15 protein-coding genes are annotated in these 17583 nt (G+C 58.8%); 1 reads left to right on the top strand and 14 read right to left on the bottom strand.

The annotated features are described in order from the left end of the window. Position 1: 1 nt before the first annotated feature. The 14 genes from nosZ to ACR0BZ_RS14770 all read right to left on the bottom strand — a co-directional run bounded on the left by nosZ (position 2) and on the right by ACR0BZ_RS14770 (position 16131). A complete protein-coding gene (nosZ, locus tag ACR0BZ_RS14835; RefSeq protein WP_480484303.1) occupies positions 2–1909 on the bottom strand; it encodes a TAT-dependent nitrous-oxide reductase in 1908 nt (635 codons plus the stop codon). Positions 1910–1924: 15 nt separating this feature from the next. Beyond that, positions 1925–4102, bottom strand: coding sequence for a 4Fe-4S binding protein (locus ACR0BZ_RS14830; RefSeq protein ID WP_480920608.1), 2178 nt, complete (start codon positions 4100–4102; stop codon positions 1925–1927). A gap of 546 nt (positions 4103–4648) precedes the next feature. Beyond that, entirely contained in the window at positions 4649–4912 is a 264-nt protein-coding gene (locus tag ACR0BZ_RS14825; RefSeq protein WP_209507042.1) for a hypothetical protein, read from the bottom strand. Beyond that, on the bottom strand, positions 4869–6377 hold the full coding sequence (locus ACR0BZ_RS14820) for a cytochrome D1 domain-containing protein (RefSeq protein WP_480920607.1): 1509 nt from the start codon (positions 6375–6377) through the stop codon (positions 4869–4871). Before ACR0BZ_RS14820 ends, ACR0BZ_RS14825 begins: the two co-directional genes overlap by 44 nt. A gap of 91 nt (positions 6378–6468) precedes the next feature. Then, the gene (gene nirJ / locus ACR0BZ_RS14815; protein WP_480920606.1) at positions 6469–7683 is read right to left on the bottom strand and encodes a heme d1 biosynthesis radical SAM protein NirJ; all 1215 of its coding nucleotides are present in this window, start codon (positions 7681–7683) and stop codon (positions 6469–6471) included. A gap of 4 nt (positions 7684–7687) precedes the next feature. Next, entirely contained in the window at positions 7688–8170 is a 483-nt protein-coding gene (gene ahbB / locus ACR0BZ_RS14810) for a siroheme decarboxylase subunit beta (protein WP_480920605.1), read from the bottom strand. Beyond that, positions 8167–8616, bottom strand: a complete 450-nt coding sequence (locus ACR0BZ_RS14805; RefSeq protein WP_480920604.1) for an Lrp/AsnC family transcriptional regulator — start codon at positions 8614–8616, stop codon at positions 8167–8169. Before ACR0BZ_RS14805 ends, ahbB (ACR0BZ_RS14810) begins: the two co-directional genes overlap by 4 nt. Beyond that, positions 8613–9602, bottom strand: coding sequence for a siroheme decarboxylase subunit beta (ahbB, locus tag ACR0BZ_RS14800; protein WP_480920603.1), 990 nt, complete (start codon positions 9600–9602; stop codon positions 8613–8615). Before ahbB (ACR0BZ_RS14800) ends, ACR0BZ_RS14805 begins: the two co-directional genes overlap by 4 nt. 3 nt (positions 9603–9605) lie before the next feature. After that, complete coding sequence (locus ACR0BZ_RS14795; RefSeq protein ID WP_480920602.1) at positions 9606–10751, bottom strand: cytochrome D1 domain-containing protein; 1146 nt, start codon at positions 10749–10751, stop codon at positions 9606–9608. Then, complete coding sequence (locus tag ACR0BZ_RS14790) at positions 10748–11131, bottom strand: c-type cytochrome (RefSeq protein ID WP_209507049.1); 384 nt, start codon at positions 11129–11131, stop codon at positions 10748–10750. The genes ACR0BZ_RS14795 and ACR0BZ_RS14790 overlap by 4 nt, the downstream gene beginning before the upstream one ends. Continuing rightward, complete coding sequence (gene cobA, locus ACR0BZ_RS14785; RefSeq protein WP_480920601.1) at positions 11124–11885, bottom strand: uroporphyrinogen-III C-methyltransferase; 762 nt, start codon at positions 11883–11885, stop codon at positions 11124–11126. Before cobA ends, ACR0BZ_RS14790 begins: the two co-directional genes overlap by 8 nt. Positions 11886–12086: 201 nt before the next feature. After that, positions 12087–12488 (bottom strand): cupredoxin domain-containing protein, encoded by a 402-nt coding sequence (locus ACR0BZ_RS14780; RefSeq protein ID WP_480488725.1) that lies wholly within the window; start codon positions 12486–12488, stop codon positions 12087–12089. Between the two features lie 54 nt (positions 12489–12542). Continuing rightward, entirely contained in the window at positions 12543–14330 is a 1788-nt protein-coding gene (locus tag ACR0BZ_RS14775; RefSeq protein WP_480920600.1) for a NapC/NirT family cytochrome c, read from the bottom strand. 124 nt (positions 14331–14454) lie between these two features. Next, entirely contained in the window at positions 14455–16131 is a 1677-nt protein-coding gene (locus ACR0BZ_RS14770) for a cytochrome D1 domain-containing protein (RefSeq protein ID WP_480484314.1), read from the bottom strand. 243 nt (positions 16132–16374) lie between these two features. On the opposite strand from ACR0BZ_RS14770, the gene ACR0BZ_RS14765 reads away from it, so the two are divergent. Continuing rightward, positions 16375–17571 carry an NnrS family protein gene (locus tag ACR0BZ_RS14765; RefSeq protein WP_480920599.1) on the top strand — a complete coding sequence of 399 codons (1197 nt, stop codon included), beginning with the start codon at positions 16375–16377 and terminating at the stop codon, positions 17569–17571. Positions 17572–17583: the final 12 nt, after the last annotated feature.

Here is a 17583-nt window from a genome sequence, read left to right as displayed (position 1 = left end):
TTTATGCGCTCCGCGGCTCAACAAACATCCGGCCGCGCATCTCCATGTGCAGCGCGTGACAGAACCACTGGCAATAGAACCAGTGCACGCCCGGACGGTCTGCAATGAACGTGACCGAGGCGGTGGCCTGCGGTGCAACTTCCATCGCGATACCGAAGTTCGACAGGCAGAAGCCGTGGGTCACATCATCCACGTCGTCCAGGTTGGTGACATAAACGGTCACCTCGTCACCCTGCTTGACGGTGAACTTCTCCATGCTGAACACGGGCGCGGTCGAGGTCATGTAGACCCGCACCTTGTTGCCATCCCGGATCGGTTCCTCGGCACCTTCGTCCAGATCGACACCGTCAGCGGCAGCCTGCGCACGCGCCTCTTCCCACATCGGGTCGTTGCGGTCCCAGACATTGACCGGGTTCACCTTGGACCGGTGAACAATGATCGAGTCATGCGGCTCGGCAAAGGTCGGGCCGTCATGGACCACCTTCATCTTGTCGCCGGAAATATCGATCAGCTGCTCATTCTCGGGCTTCAGAGGACCCACGTTCAGGAAGCGGTCTTTCGAGAACTTGTTCATCGAAATCAGCCACTTGCCATCAGCTTCGGCAGTTTCACCCATCGAGGTCGAGTTGTGGCCCGGCTGGTAATGCACGTCGACCTTGTCGACGATCGGGTCAACATCGGCACCCGCATAGGCCTCGATCGCCTTGGCGATGTCCCACTTCACCACCTGGCTGTCCAGGAACAGGGTGGTATAGGCGTTGCCCTTGCCGTCGAACGCCGTGTGAAGCGGGCCAAGACCCAGCTGCGGCTCGGCGACAACAGCGGAACGCGGATCGGCGTTTTCGCTGAACAGCGCATCGACCTTTTCCACATCGATCACGGACACGGTCGGCGACAGCTTGCCGTTGATCATGATGTGTTTCTTGTCAGGCGCAGCGTTCACACCGTGTGGCGAGTTCGGGATCGGGATGTACCGGGTCAGGTTTCCACCCGCCTCTTTACGCCCGTCCACGACCTTGACGCCGTTCAGTTCCTGATAGTTCCCGGCCGCTACGGCCTCTTCGATACCTTTGAGGTTGAACACGACCACATGGTCCAGCTCGTTCTCGGTCATCTCGGCCAGGTTCATACCCATTTCCGAGTTATACGAGGTCGAGAAGGCGTATTTGCCCTGATAGTCGCAGTCGGTGTTATCGAGGTTACCCGACACCATCACCTGCCATGCAACTTCCATGGTGTCGCCGTCGATGGCAGTAAAGATGTTCACATATTGTGACGGATCATCAAGGATCTGGCCGTCATTGACCAGCGGGGCCTCGTGCTCACCGTTGGCAAAGACATAGCCGGTGCGCGGGAATTTCTGCGGACGCAGGCCGTGGATGTCATGCGCGTTCGGGATCTCGATGATCTTGTCGCATTTCATCACGTCACAGCGCACACGAGCCACGCGGGTGTTGGCCTTGTCGTTCATGAACAGATAACGGCCATCATAGGTGCCGTCGGTGAACGACATATGCGGGTGGTGCAGGTCGCCGTTGTCATAGGTGACCTTGCCGTTTGCAGCCAGGAACTCCTTGGTTTCAGGCAGCAGGCCCTCGGTCAGAACCTTCAGCGACTCGTTGGTTTGGCCCCAGCCCGTGGCCGAGCAGCGGTTGAACACAGGCACCCGCATCAGCTCGCGCATGGACGGCACGCCCAGAATGCGCAGTTCGCCGGTCTGGCCCGACGACCAGAAGCCGTAATATTCGTCCAGCTCGCCCGGCTCCAGATGCTGCTTGGCGGCAGCGCTGGCCTCTTTCGCGGTCATCAGGGTCGATCCCAGACCGGTCCCGGCGATGACGGCACCGGTGGCAGTGGCCCCCAGCATTCCGCGGCGCGTGATGTTCAGTTTGTTTTCTTGGTCCGACATGGTCGTTCCTCCTTTTTAGGAAACGGTTTTCGGTTTGGCGTTCGGATGGTTCGCCGGTGGTTGCCCGAGGGGGGTCTTAGGTGTGACCGACCCGGTCTTGGCCCGCCGTTTCAGTTGGCGGATAACGACGGGACATTTGTCCTCGGACTGATAGAGCACCTGACAATGCAGGCAGGTGACGCACTCGTTCGGATTGATCTCACCGGTGGGGTGGATCGCCTGAACGGGGCATTCATTGGCGCAGGTCTGACAGGGCGTGCCACAATCGTTATAGCGGCGCAGCCAGTCGAACATGCGGATACGGGCAGGGATCGCCAGCGCTCCGCCCAGCGGGCAAAGATAGCGGCAATAGAACCGCTCAACGAACAGCCCGATCCCCAGCAGGACCAGCGCAAAGACCACAAACGGCCAGTCGCGCATGAATTTCAGAATGATCGCGGTCTTGAACGGCTCGATCTCGGCATATTGCTCGGCCAGCGGGATCGAGACGAAACTCAGACCAAAAAGACCCAAAAAGATCATGTATTTCGCAGGCCAGAGCCGCTCGTTCAGGCCCCAGGGCAAAGTCCATTGCGGCACTTTAAACGCCCGTGCGATCTTGTTGGTCAGCTCCTGAAGCGCGCCAAACGGGCACAGCCAGCCGCAATAGGCCCCACGACCCCAGAACAACAGGGCGGCGGCCACGGCAAACCACTGGATGAAGACCAGCGGATCCAGCAGGAACGCATCCCACGAGAACCCCGTGCGTAAACTGCCCGCCAGCGCCATCAGGTTCACCACGCTCAGCTGCGCGTTGGCATACCAGCCGATGAAGAACAGGGTCATCGTCAGGTACCCGATGCGGAACCAGTAAAAGACGCGCGCATTCATCGTGGCGTGGAACTGGAAGAAGAACGTCGCCGTCAACACCAGCAGCATGACACCAAGCCCGGCGATCTCGACGGTGCGATCCTTCCAGATGCGCTGCCACAGGGCGGCCTTGGCGGCCGCTTCGCCGGTTGCATCATCCACAACCGATGGGGTGGTGACGGGCAACAGGTACTGTTCCGGCAGCTTGTATCCCAGATCGAAGGTCAGAAAGGTCTTTTCAACCGCCCCGACGGCACGCTGCACCAGCAATTGCAGGCGGAACGGCTCGGCCGGGTCAAACTCGGCATCAGCGGGGATCTTGAAGATATCCAGTTCGGTAAAGCTGGGGGCATCTGGCGCGGCAACCTCACCCAGACGGCGCTGCTGCTTGTCGAAGAACCGCACCGAGCTGTCGCCCTGGATCAGCTGAATCCGGTCAAAGATCCCACCCCGGACATAGCCCGATCCCTTGAAACTATAGGCCCCGCGCCCCAGTACCAGAATGGCCTGTTCACCTTCGTCCAGCCAGTTGATCAGGTTCTGGTATTCAGCCTCACCCAGCAGCGACTTGCCGATCGATGGCACCGAAACAAGCGCCATGTGCATGTCGATGAAGGTGTCATCCGGCTCGCCCGGTTCGGGGCGCTTGATCGCGCGCTGATCCCCGGTGGCTTCAAAGGCAGCATTGACCTGCCCGACATCCAGCGTCATCCGCCGGACCGAGCCGTCTCCAGACAATGTGGTCCAGTCGTAAATGGCATCCTGCGCCATATCGACTTCGCGCTTCGGCCCGCCAGCCTGTACCGGAGACAATCCGCCCAGCCCCAGCGCGCGGGCCACTTTGATCCCTCCGCGCACAAGGCTGTCATCGATCACCATGATCGTCACGGTCGCACCCGAGATAATGTCTAGGTCATGCCCCTCACCCCCGGTCTCGGCCTCTCGTTTCAGGTCAAGGCCCGCATAGCCTTCGGTCAGTTCAACCATCCGGGAATTGGGAATGCCGATCAGTACGATGGGTTCGGAATGCTTGACCAGCTGAACACCGGTCAGAACAGCGTCTGCGTCGATGGCAGCAACCACGTGAATGGGTTTGCCGGAATAGCCGGTCGTTCCGACAAAGTCCGAAGTCAGAAAAGCCCACGCGATGGTCTCGCCACCCCGAAGGACCGGGGCAACCTTCACGTCGCTGCGTACCGGGCCAAACGCGTCGGCACCCGGGGCCAGGTCAGCCGGATCAATGTCAGGAAGAAAGCTGGCAAGACTGTCGGCGCGTGCACTGATTGCAACACCGCAGGACAGAACGAGGGCCAGAAGGAAATGGATTGCGCGACTTATAACCACGGCGCACCTCCGATCAATTGGGTAGACGCCATGGACGCGCGCGGGGCGCGTTCAGATTCTTCTTGGGTCGTGAACGGGGGCCCCCGGGTTTCGGGCCACAGGTGTTTGGGGCTGTACAAAATGCACTGCCCCCCATGTTCAAAGCGTACATTTTGAACATTTACGACGCTTGCGGGCTGCAAAGCGCCCGGCATCGGTGCTGACACCGTCACCGCACAAAGCGCACAGTCCGCGCATTTCGGGCAGGGCGCGGTTGGATCGTTGTCGCCTTCTTCTTCAAGGTCAACTTGAACCCAGACCGCGCCCGCCTCCGAGCAGATCTCCACCCACATGCTCTCACCGGGACTCGCCAGAACCGGGCCAAGCATTTGCAACAACAGAAGGAAAATACCTGCCAGTCCACACGCCGCGCGTAATGCGCGAACAGGGAGGGTGTGGAAAGAGTTAAAGGCAGGCATGGAGAATCCAACTCGGTATTCTTTCCCGAGTCGTAGGCGGTTTTCCCTGTCCGATACTTGACTTTCGTCAGGCCTTTGGAATTTCCCTTCAGCCGTCCGCTTCGTCCATCAACCCACGCACCCATCGCCCTGCCAACCAGGACGCGGGTATGCCTAAAGGTATTGACCAAAGGATTGCCGGAACCGGTCCAATCACCCCGAAACCGGCGCTATGCAGGATCAGCCCGGCCAGAAACAGGTTGATGGCCACGGTCAACATGGTGGCTGGATAAAGCAGAATGGCCAGTTTCCAGACCGGCCATTTGCCCTCAGTGGCTGGTGCCTTCCGAGAAGGTGATTTTGTTCCAGACATTGTACTTCCCAGATGGTTTACGCATCGGCAGGCGGCGCACTTCTTCCAGCGTCTGCGCATCATAAACGATCACCGCGCCGTCATCTTCCCAGATCGAGACCAGCGCGTGGCGGCCATCCTTTGTGAATTCGACATGGGCCACGGTCTTGCCCGGGGCAGGGCGCAAAGTCTTCACGATTTCAAGGCTTTGCTTGTCTATCACATGCATAGCGTCCTTATTGGGGCCAAAAAAGACATCGGCCCAGACGTAAGGCGAATTCTCGTGGCTCCGCATGAAGAAGCCCGGCCCTTCGGTCTTGATCCGCTTGATCGTTTCCCAAGTCCCCATGTCGATCACCGACACCGTGCCGTCGGTCAGATGCGGTGTGGCCATTACGGTCGTATCGCCATGCTTCCACGTAATCCCCGAGCCCAGATGCGGCATCCCCGGCAAGTCCAGATCGGCCACCTTGTGCCCAATAACAAGGTCGATCACCTGTCCGCCCTTGCCATCGCGCGCGGCACCCATCACGTATTCATAGCTTTGATCGAAAAAGAAATCGTCCAGATAGTCGGGCGTGGTGATCTTGCGCACCGGGAAGGGGTCAGGGTTCTTGAACTGCCCTTCGATGCGGAAGTCGTGACCCAACCCGGATTGCGGCGGGTTGGCTCCGTAAAAGACCTCCCAGATCTCGGGAACATCCTTGAGCGCCAGAACAAAGCTCTCGCGCGGGGGGGCCTGATACACCGCGGATACACGACTTGATTTTCCCGCTTTTCCTTTGATCGCAATGACTTTTGCCACCGACAGGTCTTCGGTCGACAGCAGGGTCAGACTGTTTGGCAGATAATTCGCAACGGCCAGCCACTTGCCGTCACCGGACATTGCGATGTTTCGGCTGTTAAGCCCCGCCCGTACGCGCCCCACCTGTTGCAGGGCCCAGATGTCGTATTTCTGAACCCAGCCATCCCGGGACATGATGAAAACGTAACGCCCATCCGGGCTGAACTTCGGCCCGCCGTGAACCGCAAAAGGTGTCTCGAACCGGTCCAGAACCTCAAACGTGTCACCATCCAGCACACTGACGTGATGGTCCCCGGTTTCTACCACCAGAGTGATGTTCATCGGATCGCTGGCCCACACTGGCGCATCAACCGGGATATAACCGTCATCCAGCGTGCGGCTGTCCATGATATGGGCCTCGCCCCATTCGGGGTCGGTTTCCAGCGGTGATTTTAGCCAGCCTGCCAGCTCTTCAATCTGCAAAGCGTCAAGTTCGTGCGAGAAAGCAGGCATCTGCGTCGCCGCGCGCCCTTCGGCTATCACCGCTGCGATGCGGGGCCCGCGCATGCGCTGGAGCGTCTCTGGGATCAAGGCCGGGCCGACGCCGCCCAGACGGTTTTCACCGTGGCAGGATGCACAATGTTCAGCATAATCCGTTGGTGCATCCGCCCAGGCACCACCGGCGCCCAGTACAGAACACATCAACACGACCTTCATCTTTTCAAAAATACTCCCGCCGGAGGCTCCGTTACGTGTCTCTGGCGCCCATGTCGAAGGCTCAAAGCAGACAGGATCAAAAGAACTGATGCGCCGGATCATGGCTTTTCCCCCGGAACGGCGTGACCCGCAGGCGCTCACCTGCGTCGTCAACACCGATTTCTTCGTTTGTCAGGTAACAGGCCGGATCTTCGGCCCAGGGATCACCGGTCAGTTGCAGGGCCCGGATGCGGGTGTTGCCACCGCAGACATCCTTTAGCTCACAGGACCCACAGCGCCCCTTGAGGGGGCGCGGACGCGTGCGCAGCATGGCCAGCATCGGATCGTCGCTGGTCCAAAGTTCGGAAAACGATGTCGTCTTAACGTTGCCGACTGTGTAATCAGACCAGTAGGTGTCAGGATGGACCCGGCCAAGATTATCGATATTGGCCACACCCAAACCGCTGGAATTTCCTCCCCAAGCGGCCAGATGCTCGCGGACATGCGCAGCCTTGTCAACGTCGAAATGCGCACGAATCCAGTTCAGAAAATACCCCGCATCTGCGTCATTGTTGCCGGTTACGATGTCCAGCGGGCGACCGCCCGAGGCAGCCTCCCACGCGCGCTCCAACAGCAGATCCATTCCCTTGCGGGTGCGCTGATGCTCGGCATCTTCACCACGGTTCTTGTCACCACGCCCGGCATAAACCAGGTGCGACAGGTAAAACTTGTCGACGCCCTCGTCATCGCATAGCTGAAGCAGGTCCGGCAGGTGATGCTGCGTGCCTTCGGTCAGGCAGAACCGCAAGCCAACCTTGATGCCGCGCCTCTTGCATTCGCGCACACCGCGCAGGGCGTCGGCAAAAGCCCCTTCAACACCACGAAACCAGTCATTTGTGGCCCCGATCCCATCCAACGAGATGCCAACGTAGTTGAAGCCAACGTCGGCAATCATGTCGGCTGTTTCATCATGAATTCGTGTTCCGTTGGTCGACAGCGCCAGCATCGGCACAAGCTCGCGGGCACGTTTGGCAATGTCGAAGAAATCGAACCTGTCCAGTGGTTCCCCACCCGAGAGGATCAGGGCCGGGACGCGAAACTGGCCCAGATCCTCAAGGGTTACCATGGCTTGCTCGTGGCTGAGCTCGCCCGGGAACGCAACATCCGCCGAGACGGTGTAGCAATGACGACACTTCAGATTGCAGCGCCGCGTCAGGTTCCAGATTACAACCGGTTTCACAGGACCGGGGCGACGTTTTCGCACCGGGGTCGGTTTGACCAGCTGGTGCATGTATTCGGTCAGGCGGAACATCGTCTCAGCCTTTCTTTTTCAGGCGCAGCCCGGTCTTTTTCAGGATGCGCGTGGAATAGAGGATATCCTTGGCCCGGCAGGCATCACCCAGGATCATAGTGATCTGGGCGCGTTTTTTCTCGACTTCATCCCGATCCGATCCGTGAACCATGGCAAACAGATTGTAGGGCCAGTCGGGCAGGGCGCGCGGGCGTTCATAGCAATGGGTGACAAAGGGTAGAGCACCGATCTGGGCGCCCAATTCGGCGATGCGGTCATCTTCGACATCCCAGACAGTCATACCGTTTGAGGTCATGCCCAGCTTGTAGTGGTTGGGGGCGGCCGCGATGCGGCGGATTACGCCGCGCGCTTTGAGGGCTGACAGCCTCTCAAGCAGATCGGCTTCCTGCATCCCCAGATCATCAGCAACCTGAGCATATGGGGCAGAAACCAGAGGCAATCCGCCCTGTAGCGCTTGGATAATCAGTCTGTCTGTTGCGTCGATCATGCCGCCACCCGAAAGCCGATGTAGAATTCCTGAAGTTTGGGGAAACAAAGAACCTCGATCCCCGTTTCCCGTTCGATTGCATCGGCTGTGGCCCTGATGCCTTCGGGCGTTTCAGTGGCCAGTACGAACCACATGTTCAGCCGGTGCGTGCGTTCATAATTATGGGCAACCTCGGTGTGTGCATTGACTTTGGTCACGACGGCTTCAAATTCTCCGGCTGGAACGGCCATCGCGCAGAGGCAGAAGGCACCGCCCATTGCAGCGGCATCGAAGAACGGCCCAAAACGTGTGATGACGCGTGTCTCTTTCATGCGCGTCAGGCGCGCCAGCAATTCGGCCTCGGACAGGTCAAGTTCTTTGGCGACTGTTGCGTAAGGATGTGAAACCAGTGGCAGATCGTCTTGCATCCGGTTCAGGATCGCACGGTCAGTTTGGTCCAGCATCATGCGGCGACCTCCTTGGTTTGAATCAGCGCGCCGGTCTGCTTGAAGCAGCGGGTTGAGAACAGAACCTTGTTCCGTGCACCCGTCAGTTCTGGCAGGGCCGTCGCACGGGTCAGCACGTCCAAAGCCTCGCTGCGGGATCGCGCGTGGATCATGGAATACAGGCGATATGGCCACACACCGGGCACCGGGTTGCGCTCGTAACACAAGGTCACCCCGGGGAAAGCCGCCAAAGCGGGGCCGGCTGTATCGACCTGCTCCGCTGGCAGGTCCCAGACAACCATCGCATTGGCCGACCAGCCAAGCGCCCGGTGACGTACGATGACGCCCAGCCGCGAGATGATACCGGCCGAATGCAACGTGATGACTCGCGCCATCACATCATCAACGTCCCGGTTCAGTGAATGTGCCAAATCTGCATAGGGTTCAGCGACCAGAGACAGTCCCGAACTCAGCGTCTGCAGTAGACACCGATCACCCTCGCGCATCGCAGTTGCATCCACCTGGCGTGCTGTAGGCACGGTTTTGACCCCGCCGATCATGCGGAACCCAAGATCAACGTTGAAAGGGCGCACCAGCCGCAAATCCAGCACCCGCAGCCCGGTGACCCGGCTGATCCGTGCGAGGGTAGCATCCACATGCGCCCGATCCGGGCCGGTTGCAACGAACCAGAGGTTCCAGGTATCCTCACGCTGATAATTGTGGTTTACACCCGGTTCGGCGTCGATCAGGGCGGCGACCTCTTCCAGCCGCTCCTCCGGGACGGACACTGCCGCCAGCGTACTGGCCGTCACCACGCCGGGCGTGATGGTTGCGCCAACCCGCGTGATGCGGCCTGTGGTGCGCATTCTGGTCAGGCGGTGGATGACTTCGCTTTCGTCCAGTTCAAGAGCGGTTCCAAGAACCTGAAACGGGCGTTCGGTCACCGGGAAATCACGCTGAAATTCATCCAGCAAGCGGCGGTCGATCGGGTCTGTAATGTGTTGCATGACTTACAGACCCGTTTTGTGCGCACGCGCGGTAAAGAAGATACCCGACGGGCTTTCGGCCTCGATCTCACGTAGTTTTTCGAAGCTACGCGTGTCATAAACCATGACCTTGTTCGCATCGCGCACACTGATCCAGACCTCGTGCCCGCGCGGTGTGAATTCCATGTGCAAAACGGCCGGGCCGGGCTTGAATTCGTGGATGATCTGTTTGCTGACGGTATCGATGACCTGAATGGTATCGTTCAGCGGGTGGGCAAAGTTAACCCAGACCTGCCGCCCGTCCGGGCGGGCCATGGCAAAGACCGGCTGTCCGTAGGTTTGCGTGCGTCCGGTCTCGGTCAGGGTGGTGGCGTCGATCCACAAAACCTCGTGGTGGCCAACGGCGGGCAAGACAAATTCGGACCCTGTCAGCGCCCAACCTTCCAGATGGGGCATCTTGTAGACCGGCATTTCCTCCTGACCACGGCCATAGCCGGGTAGAACGCGGATCGGTTCCGGGTTGTCGGACCACAGATCAAGAGCGGTCAGACCATCCTCGCCAAACAGGCCGGTGATATAGGTGCGGCCATTGGCAGTGATCAGCGCGTCATAAGGGTTCTTGCCGATATCGGGGATCTTGGTAATCTCGGGCGCGCCTTGTGCGAAATCCGCGATCCATGTCTCGCCCGTGTCCCACATGGTGAAAACGAAGCGGCGGCCCGGCGCGTCGACCAGACCAATCGTTTTGCTGCCAGTGGGAATGTCAGCCACCATCTCCAGCGTTTGCGCATCAAACACGCGCACACCGCCGGGTTCGTAATTCGATACCGCCACAAGCGTACCATCGTCCGAGATCGCGCCGCCAATGGCGTTTCCGGACTGCACAACGCGGTTCACGATCTGGCGGGTGACAATGTCAACCTTGGTCAGGCCACCGTCGCGGCCAAAGACATAGGCGAAACGTTCATCCGGTGAATAGACCAACGAGGCGTGGGACAGATCGCCCAGTCCTTCTATCCGGGCCAGAGCGGCGCGGTCGGACTGGTCCACCAGCAGGACCGATCCGCTGGCACGTTCGATCACCAGCCCAAGGTCTCCAGTCGCCATTGGCTCGGCTTGGGCCGTGGTCATCATCAATGTCGCCGCAAGGCTGAGGATAAGGTGTTTCATCGTGCCTCCTGTTCCAGCAGGTATCGGGCAATCCATTCGGCCTCTTCTTCACTGATCAGGGGCCGCCACGGGGGCATCGCCGTATCGGGGATGCCGTCAAGGATGACACCGGTCAAAACCTCGGCGTCGTAATGCTTCAGTGTATTCGAGCGCAGATCGGGCCCCAGGCCGCCTTTCAGCGACAGTCCGTGGCACGAGCCGCAGTCCTGATGCACAAGTCTTTTCAGTGCGTTGGGATCAATGACATCGGCAGCAAAGGCGGACGTTGCAGCCAGAACCGCAGTTGTCAGAAAAGTTCGGGCAACCCACCCCGCACGGCCGGGCACATTTCCGTTCGGCGCGGGGCACGGCACACGATTTCTGCACCCCAGCTTAGCCATGGGCCCGTTCCAGAACGTCCGCCATGGGCTGTTCGGCGTAAAGTGAGACAACTTTGCCGATGATGAAAAGCGTTGGCGCCTTCAGCCCGGAGGTGCGCACGTCGTTGGCCAATTGGTCCAGCCGTGACACCAGCCGGTGTTCATCAGGTGTCGTCGCATTTCCGATGGCCAGAACCGGTGTTGATCCTGGCAGGTTTTCGGTCATCAGCCCCATGGCGATCTGGCCGATATTGGCCACACCCATATAGACCACCAGTGTCGTGTCCGGGTCGGCCAGGCGTTTCCAGTCCAGATCCAGCACTTTGTCTGCCTGCCGGTGTCCGGTAACATATTGAACCGAGGTGGCCAGACCGCGATGGGTCAGCGGCACGCCGGTCGAGCAGGACGCGCCCTGCGCCGCCGTTATCCCCGGTGCGTATTCGACCGCCACGCCATGGGCCATCAGATAAGCGGCTTCTTCCGAGCCGCGGCCAAAGATCATCGGATCGCCACCTTTCAGACGGGCGACCGTGTGACCTGCGCTGGCCTCTTCCAGAAGGATTTCGTTGATCCGGTCCTGTGGGACGGTGTGGCATTTGGGCGCTTTCCCAACAGGGATCAGCCGCGCGCCTTCGGCGTGCAGATTCAGGATATCAGCAGACACCAGCCTGTCATAGACCACCACATCTGCTTCCTGCAGCATTCGCAGGGCACGCAGCGTCATCAGCTCGGGGTCGCCGGGGCCTGCACCAATCAGAAAAACCTTACCGCTCATGTTCAAACTCGCTGGGTCTGAATGTCTTCGAAACCCGGGGTTTCCTGCGCGAATCCAATGCTTTTGCGGGACGTTGCTGGGTAGGCCGGGCGTGTCATGAGGGCAGATTGGCGCAATCGAAAACCAACCTCCTTGACATAAGTTAAGGAGCGCGGGATTTGCGCCCGCGCCCCTCTGTTCAGCCTATGAAAACACCCGGGATCAGGGCTCGACAGTGATCACCCCGATCATGTTCTGTGTCTCCCAATGGGGCCCGCAGAGATAATCCTGAGGGCCAGGTGTCAGGAAGGTCATTTCAACCGTTTCTTCCGGGAACAACCGGTCGCTTTCGGGTTCGCTGCCATCTTTCAGCAACACACTGTGGCTGGTGCGCTTGTCGACATTCACCCATCGGACAGTTGTACCTGCCTTTACGGTCAGTTCGAACGGGCAGAAATTGTAGTTGTACATCAAAACCACTTTGGCGTCCTCGACCGAGGCCGAGGGGTGGCCGAACAGCTCGACATAACGTTCTTCGGCTTCGGCGCAGATCTCGGCGGTTTCATCTGACCAGGCTGGCGCGGCAAGAAGCAGCAGCGCGGGAAGAAGGCGGTGGGGTTTCATGGTCCATGTCTCCTTTCCAAAGTAATTGGGGCCGGGAGAACCGGCCCCAAACTGTTATTGCTTGACCACGTTGATAAACGCGCTGTCGTCGTCGAGCGCTAGGCTGGTATCCAGCGTTACGTGGTGGAACCGTGCGGCGGCAAAGTCATCATGGATTGCAAAACCGACCGTATAGGTTTGACCGGCCTCCAGCGGGACATCGCCGGGTGCGCCTGAGTTCAGCGGACGTGTGAAAACAACCGTCCACATGCCACCAGACAGGTTTGCTGAGGCTGCAATCTCACCATCATTGACCACCCGCTGTTCCAGCAGGTAACCATTTGTGGCGCTGCCGTCCGCGTAGACACGCATTAGGTCAAGATAGGTACCATCAGCCAGATACTGCTCGATTTGTTCGGCGGCCTGCAACTTGTCCCAACCGCCCAAAGCCTTGCCGCCTCGACCTTTGATCTCGATCTCGGTGCGGCTTTCGCTGAGGTACTTGGTCACGGTGTCCTGAGCGGTCAGGCGACCGGAAGCATCCCCGTTTGCGGCAATTGCATCGGCCTCAGGCGCAAAGGGCATATAGGTGTTGTCGGCGTGGCACGACGCCCAGCACCCGACCTGATCGCCCAGCTCGATACCGGTTCCGGTGATCATCATAGCGACTTTGATCTGGTTTTCAGGATCCATTTTGCCGCCATCGACAAACGGAGCAGGGTTGTGCCCCGCATCCGGCCATTGCAGACGGATGTACAGGTTTTCGTCATCATGTGCCGCCTGAACGGTTGCGTCGATCACACCGCGTTTGCCGGGGATCGGAGTGGGTTCCAGCTCGCCACCGGCAACGATCTTGGTACCAATCGCATCCAGTTCCTTGGCATGACAGGTCGAACATTGATCGCCACCTTTGGTCAGCGGACGGGCCCCGCCATGGGTTTTTCCGTTCTGCACCCATTCAAACGACGCCTGGCCTGGATAGAACAGTTTCAAGTCGGCACTGGCCACTGCATTCCAGTCGATGTTGCCTCCGACATCGCCGCTTTCATTGCTGGCAGGTGTTGCCGAACCATCGGCTGCAGCCGTTGCCCGCTCTTCCGCGACAGCGGCGTCAACTGCTGCCGCAATCTGGGCCTGAACGGCCTCCTGCTGGGCTTTTTTTGCAGCTTTCTCGGCCTCGGCCTCGGCAGCTTCCTTGGCTTCGATCCGCTCAAGGCTGGCAAGGTATTCTGACGGAATTGGTCGAATGAAGGCCGGATTTGGCGCTTCAAGCTCTTCCAGATATTCGTCGGAGGCGCGGTCTCGGATGTTCGAGTGCGCAATGCCCTTGTGGCAGTCGATACAGGTCTGACCGGTTTCCATTGCGTTCAGGTGCTGCTGACGTGCACGCGGACGCTGGAATTCAGGCATCATCGATTCAAAGTCATGGCAGTTTCGACATTCACGCGAGTCCGTTGATTTCATCCTCTCCCACTCATTCATGGCAAGATGAATGCGCTTGGCTTCGAATTTCTCTCGGGTGTTGATGGTGCCGACCATCTTTCCATAAAGCTCTTTCGAGGCTTTTATTTTGCGGATGATTTTGTGGGTCCAGTCCTTAGGCACGTGACAGTCCGAGCAGACCGCACCAACGCCCGACCGGTTCACGTCGTGGATCGTGCCCTGATATTCCGCATAAACAAAATCCCGCATCTCGTGGCACGAGACACAGAATTCCTTGGTATTTGTGGCTTCCATGGCGGTGTTGAACCCACCCCAGAAGATGATGCCGGCGGCAAAGGCCGCAGCAATGCCGGCCACGGGCATTCCCCACAGGAAATACCGGCGCCAGATCGGTTTTTTCTTATCCGGTTCGGAAGTCATATCCGGGCTCCGTTTTGGCTGTCTTATCTGGCCTTTGGTGGCAGGCCGGTGAGTTTGGCGGATCTGTCAAACGAGGAAAGGGCGGGCGAGGGGCCCGCCCTTTCCGGTTTAAGTTGCGAACCCGTCAGGTGACGTGGTTCGACCGGTTGTGGACATTGAATTTGCCGGTCGGGGCGTAAAGCCCGTCAATCCGACCGATCTCTTCCAATGTCTTGGCGTCGAAGATCACGATCTGCCCGTTGGGTTCTTTCGAATCCGACAGGTTCCACTTGGAAACCCAAACCTCGGTACCATCGGCGTTGAATTCGAAGTGAACAGCGGCGCTGCCTTCATCTTCGGTGATCTGGATCGTTTTCACGATCTCGCCGGTCTCTTTCGAGATGACCTGAACCGATTGTTGAATTTCCGGCTCGGGGTGTTTGGTCTGGTCAGCCCAGATGTAATCCGAGTTCGGATGGGTGCGGACAAACAGGCCGGGGCCGTCGGTTTCCACCTCGTAACAGGTTTTCCACGCCTGATCCGGGTGACCTTCTGGGTCGTTGCCCCAGACTGTCACGGTACCGACACCCAGGTGGGTTGTGCCCGCCACAGGTCCGCAGTTCGGGTCAATCCAGTTCGCGCCCGGGCCGGGGTGCGGCAGGGCAGCGGTGTCGATCATCGCCTCAAGCTTGTGCGTTTCGGTATCGACAACGACCATCTTGTTCGATGCGTTTGCCGCGATCTGGAAGTACCGGCCTGTCGGGTCGAAGAACCCGTCATGCAGGAACTTGGCCGAGTTGATCTTGTCAATCCGCAAGTTGTCGAGGTCGGTGTAGTCAACCTGCCAGAGCTGACCCAGCTCTTTCACGGCAACGATCCAGGTGGGTTCGTTCGGCGTGGTGTAGATAGCGGCCACACGGGCTTCTTCCACATACTCGCCATCTACGTTTGTGCCACGGGTCGAAACGACTTTGACCGGCTCCATGGTCTGCGCATCAACGATCGCAAAGTGAGGCGGCCAGTACCCACCACCGATGACGTATTTGCCGTCACCGGACACGGCGACATCGCGCGCGTCATAGGCGATCTTGACTTCCGAAACCAGCATCTTGTCCGGCGTTTGCCAGAGGTCGATCTTGGTCATCTTGCCGTCACGGCCCATTGTGTACCAGAAACGTCCAGGTGTTTCGGGTTCGGTGATGTTGTGATGTTCCGAAGCCTTCAGGACGTGCACGGCATAGCCGGTCGGAATATGCGTCAGCACTTCTTTCGTGTCACCGTCGATGACGGCAACCTTGCCCACATCGCGTTCGATGACGACAAAGAAGTTTTCCCAGTTGCGGCCGTGAAGCGGCTCGGTCGGGTAGTCTGCTTCTTCGACGTAAACCTTGCGGGTTGCCTTCATCTGTTCCAGCGACATTTCAGGCGGCTTTGGGGCCTCCATCATGATGTAGGTCGCCATGTCCTTGATTTCCTGCTCGGACATGATGTCCGAGAAGTTGTTCATCCCGCCTTCAGTTCCCCAGGCGATGATTTTCTCAAGGCGTTCCTGACCCAGTTTCAGGGTGCCGCCTTCGGTTACGGTGCCGTCGGCTGCGGTCTTCTTCCAATGCGGTTCCAGGTTTTTACCGGTAGCGCCTTTGCGCAAAACCCCGTGGCAGCCTGCACATTGTTCAAAGTACAGTTGTTTCGAAGCTTCAAAGGCTTCGTCGCTAAGTGTTGGCTCGTCGGCAAAAGCTGGAGCAGCGACGCTGCCCAACAACATTGCCAATCCGACCCCAAAAGCGCGGCCGGTCTTGTTGTAGCTGATTCCAAGTGACATGATCACTCTCCATTTGCGTGGTGAGGCAATGCGGAGACTGATCCATCACGGGATTGTCATCCTTGACCAAAGTCAACGGGCGCGGCGCTAACTTCGTTCTTTGGGCAAAAACCAGACGCAGATTTCAGCAATAAAACCTGTTTTTTTCGCACATGTTTTTGTCGTCTTGATTTCGGTTAAGTGCCCGAATCCCGTCGGACAGTACTGCTTGTTGAAGGACGAGATGGGCCATGGAGAGCAGGCATGTCATCTGCAATATCGCGCATTTTCAGCGAAGGCTTTCGGGTATTTTTCCTTTCTGCCGGTCTTTATGGTGTGTTTGCTGGTGTCGCCTGGGGTGTTTGGCTGGCCTCACTGGATGGGCTCTTACCCTATGCCGAGCAAAGTTATGGAATGCCCACGGTCATGTGGCATGCCCATGAGATGATTTTTGGTTATGCAACGGCAGCACTGGGTGGGTTCTTTCTGACCGCGGTTCCGAACTGGACCGGCACGCCCGAAGTGCGGGCGCGCTTTGTCACGATCGTAGCGCTGATCTGGATGGCGGGGCGGTTGGCGGTGTGGTTTTCAGGATCGCTCTCTCCGATTACCGTCGCGATTGTTGACCTGAGCTTTGTTCCGATTCTTGTCCTGAAAATTGCCAGCCAGCTGGTACGAAGGCCCAAGCCACAGAACATGATATTTCTGTATCTTCTGAGTTTGGTGTGGGTGGCCAACCTGATGGTTCATCTGGAATGGATAGGTGTCGCCGCAGACACGTTGAATACCGGCGTGCGAGCAGGGCTGCTGACCTTGTGTTCAATGATAGCGATACTGGGGGGACGTATTACTCCGGCCTTTACGCGCAATGCAATGAAACGCGACGGTGTTCCCGAAGCCCTGTGGCCGGTTTCAAACGCGGCGCTGGAAAAGGCCGTGATGGCGCTTGCCCTTGTGCTGCCGTTGTTGGTTCTGACCTTGGGCAGTATTTCCTTGGCAGGTATCTGCGCGTTGTTGCTGGGCGGCGCCCAGCTGATGCGCATGGCACGGTGGAGAGCGGGTTGGGCGTTGCGGCAGCCGATCCTGATTGCTTTGCACCTGGGCCTGATGATGCTGGCCCTTGGGTTGTTGCTGTGGGGGTCTGCCGTCATCGGATATGGCAATGAGATCGGCGCGCTGCACATTTTGGGGATCGGGTGCGTTGGTGGCATGACCCTTGCCGTCATGAGCCGCGCCGCCCTTGGCCACAGTGGCCGCCCCCTTGTTGCACCGTCGCCCATGGCGGTCGGATACGGGCTTATGGCGGCGGCGGCTTTGGTCCGCTGGCTGGGGTCCGGGCTGGCGGGTGGCTATATGGTGGCCATGCTGACGGCTGACGGGCTATGGATTGCCGCAATTGGGTTGTACCTGTTTGCCATGTGGCCCGCGCTGACAGGCCCGCGCGCAACAAAGCAGGGCTGAGCCGTTCGTTTC

It is taken from the genome of Ruegeria sp. P8 (genome assembly GCF_056534665.1).
The sequence above is the reverse complement of the archived record's forward strand: the minus strand, read 5'-3'. Positions and strand labels throughout refer to the sequence as shown.

Excerpts from the sequence above, each read along its gene's own strand:
- nirJ (WP_480920606.1), bottom strand. The coding sequence starts at position 7,683 with ATGTTCCGCCTGACCGAATACATGCACCAGCTGGTCAAACCGACCCCG.
- ACR0BZ_RS14825 (WP_209507042.1), bottom strand. The coding sequence starts at position 4,912 with ATGTCTGGAACAAAATCACCTTCTCGGAAGGCACCAGCCACTGAGGGC.
- ACR0BZ_RS14820 (WP_480920607.1), bottom strand. The coding sequence starts at position 6,377 with ATGTGTTCTGTACTGGGCGCCGGTGGTGCCTGGGCGGATGCACCAACG.
- cobA (WP_480920601.1), bottom strand. The coding sequence starts at position 11,885 with ATGAGCGGTAAGGTTTTTCTGATTGGTGCAGGCCCCGGCGACCCCGAG.
- ahbB (WP_480920603.1), bottom strand. The coding sequence starts at position 9,602 with ATGCAACACATTACAGACCCGATCGACCGCCGCTTGCTGGATGAATTT.
- ACR0BZ_RS14770 (WP_480484314.1), bottom strand. The coding sequence starts at position 16,131 with ATGTCACTTGGAATCAGCTACAACAAGACCGGCCGCGCTTTTGGGGTC.
- ACR0BZ_RS14790 (WP_209507049.1), bottom strand. The coding sequence starts at position 11,131 with ATGGCTAAGCTGGGGTGCAGAAATCGTGTGCCGTGCCCCGCGCCGAAC.
- ACR0BZ_RS14805 (WP_480920604.1), bottom strand. The coding sequence starts at position 8,616 with ATGATGCTGGACCAAACTGACCGTGCGATCCTGAACCGGATGCAAGAC.
- ACR0BZ_RS14780 (WP_480488725.1), bottom strand. The coding sequence starts at position 12,488 with ATGAAACCCCACCGCCTTCTTCCCGCGCTGCTGCTTCTTGCCGCGCCA.
- nosZ (WP_480484303.1), bottom strand. The coding sequence starts at position 1,909 with ATGTCGGACCAAGAAAACAAACTGAACATCACGCGCCGCGGAATGCTG.
- ACR0BZ_RS14795 (WP_480920602.1), bottom strand. The coding sequence starts at position 10,751 with ATGAAACACCTTATCCTCAGCCTTGCGGCGACATTGATGATGACCACG.
- ACR0BZ_RS14765 (WP_480920599.1), top strand. The coding sequence starts at position 16,375 with ATGTCATCTGCAATATCGCGCATTTTCAGCGAAGGCTTTCGGGTATTT.
- ACR0BZ_RS14775 (WP_480920600.1), bottom strand. The coding sequence starts at position 14,330 with ATGACTTCCGAACCGGATAAGAAAAAACCGATCTGGCGCCGGTATTTC.
- ahbB (WP_480920605.1), bottom strand. The coding sequence starts at position 8,170 with ATGATCGACGCAACAGACAGACTGATTATCCAAGCGCTACAGGGCGGA.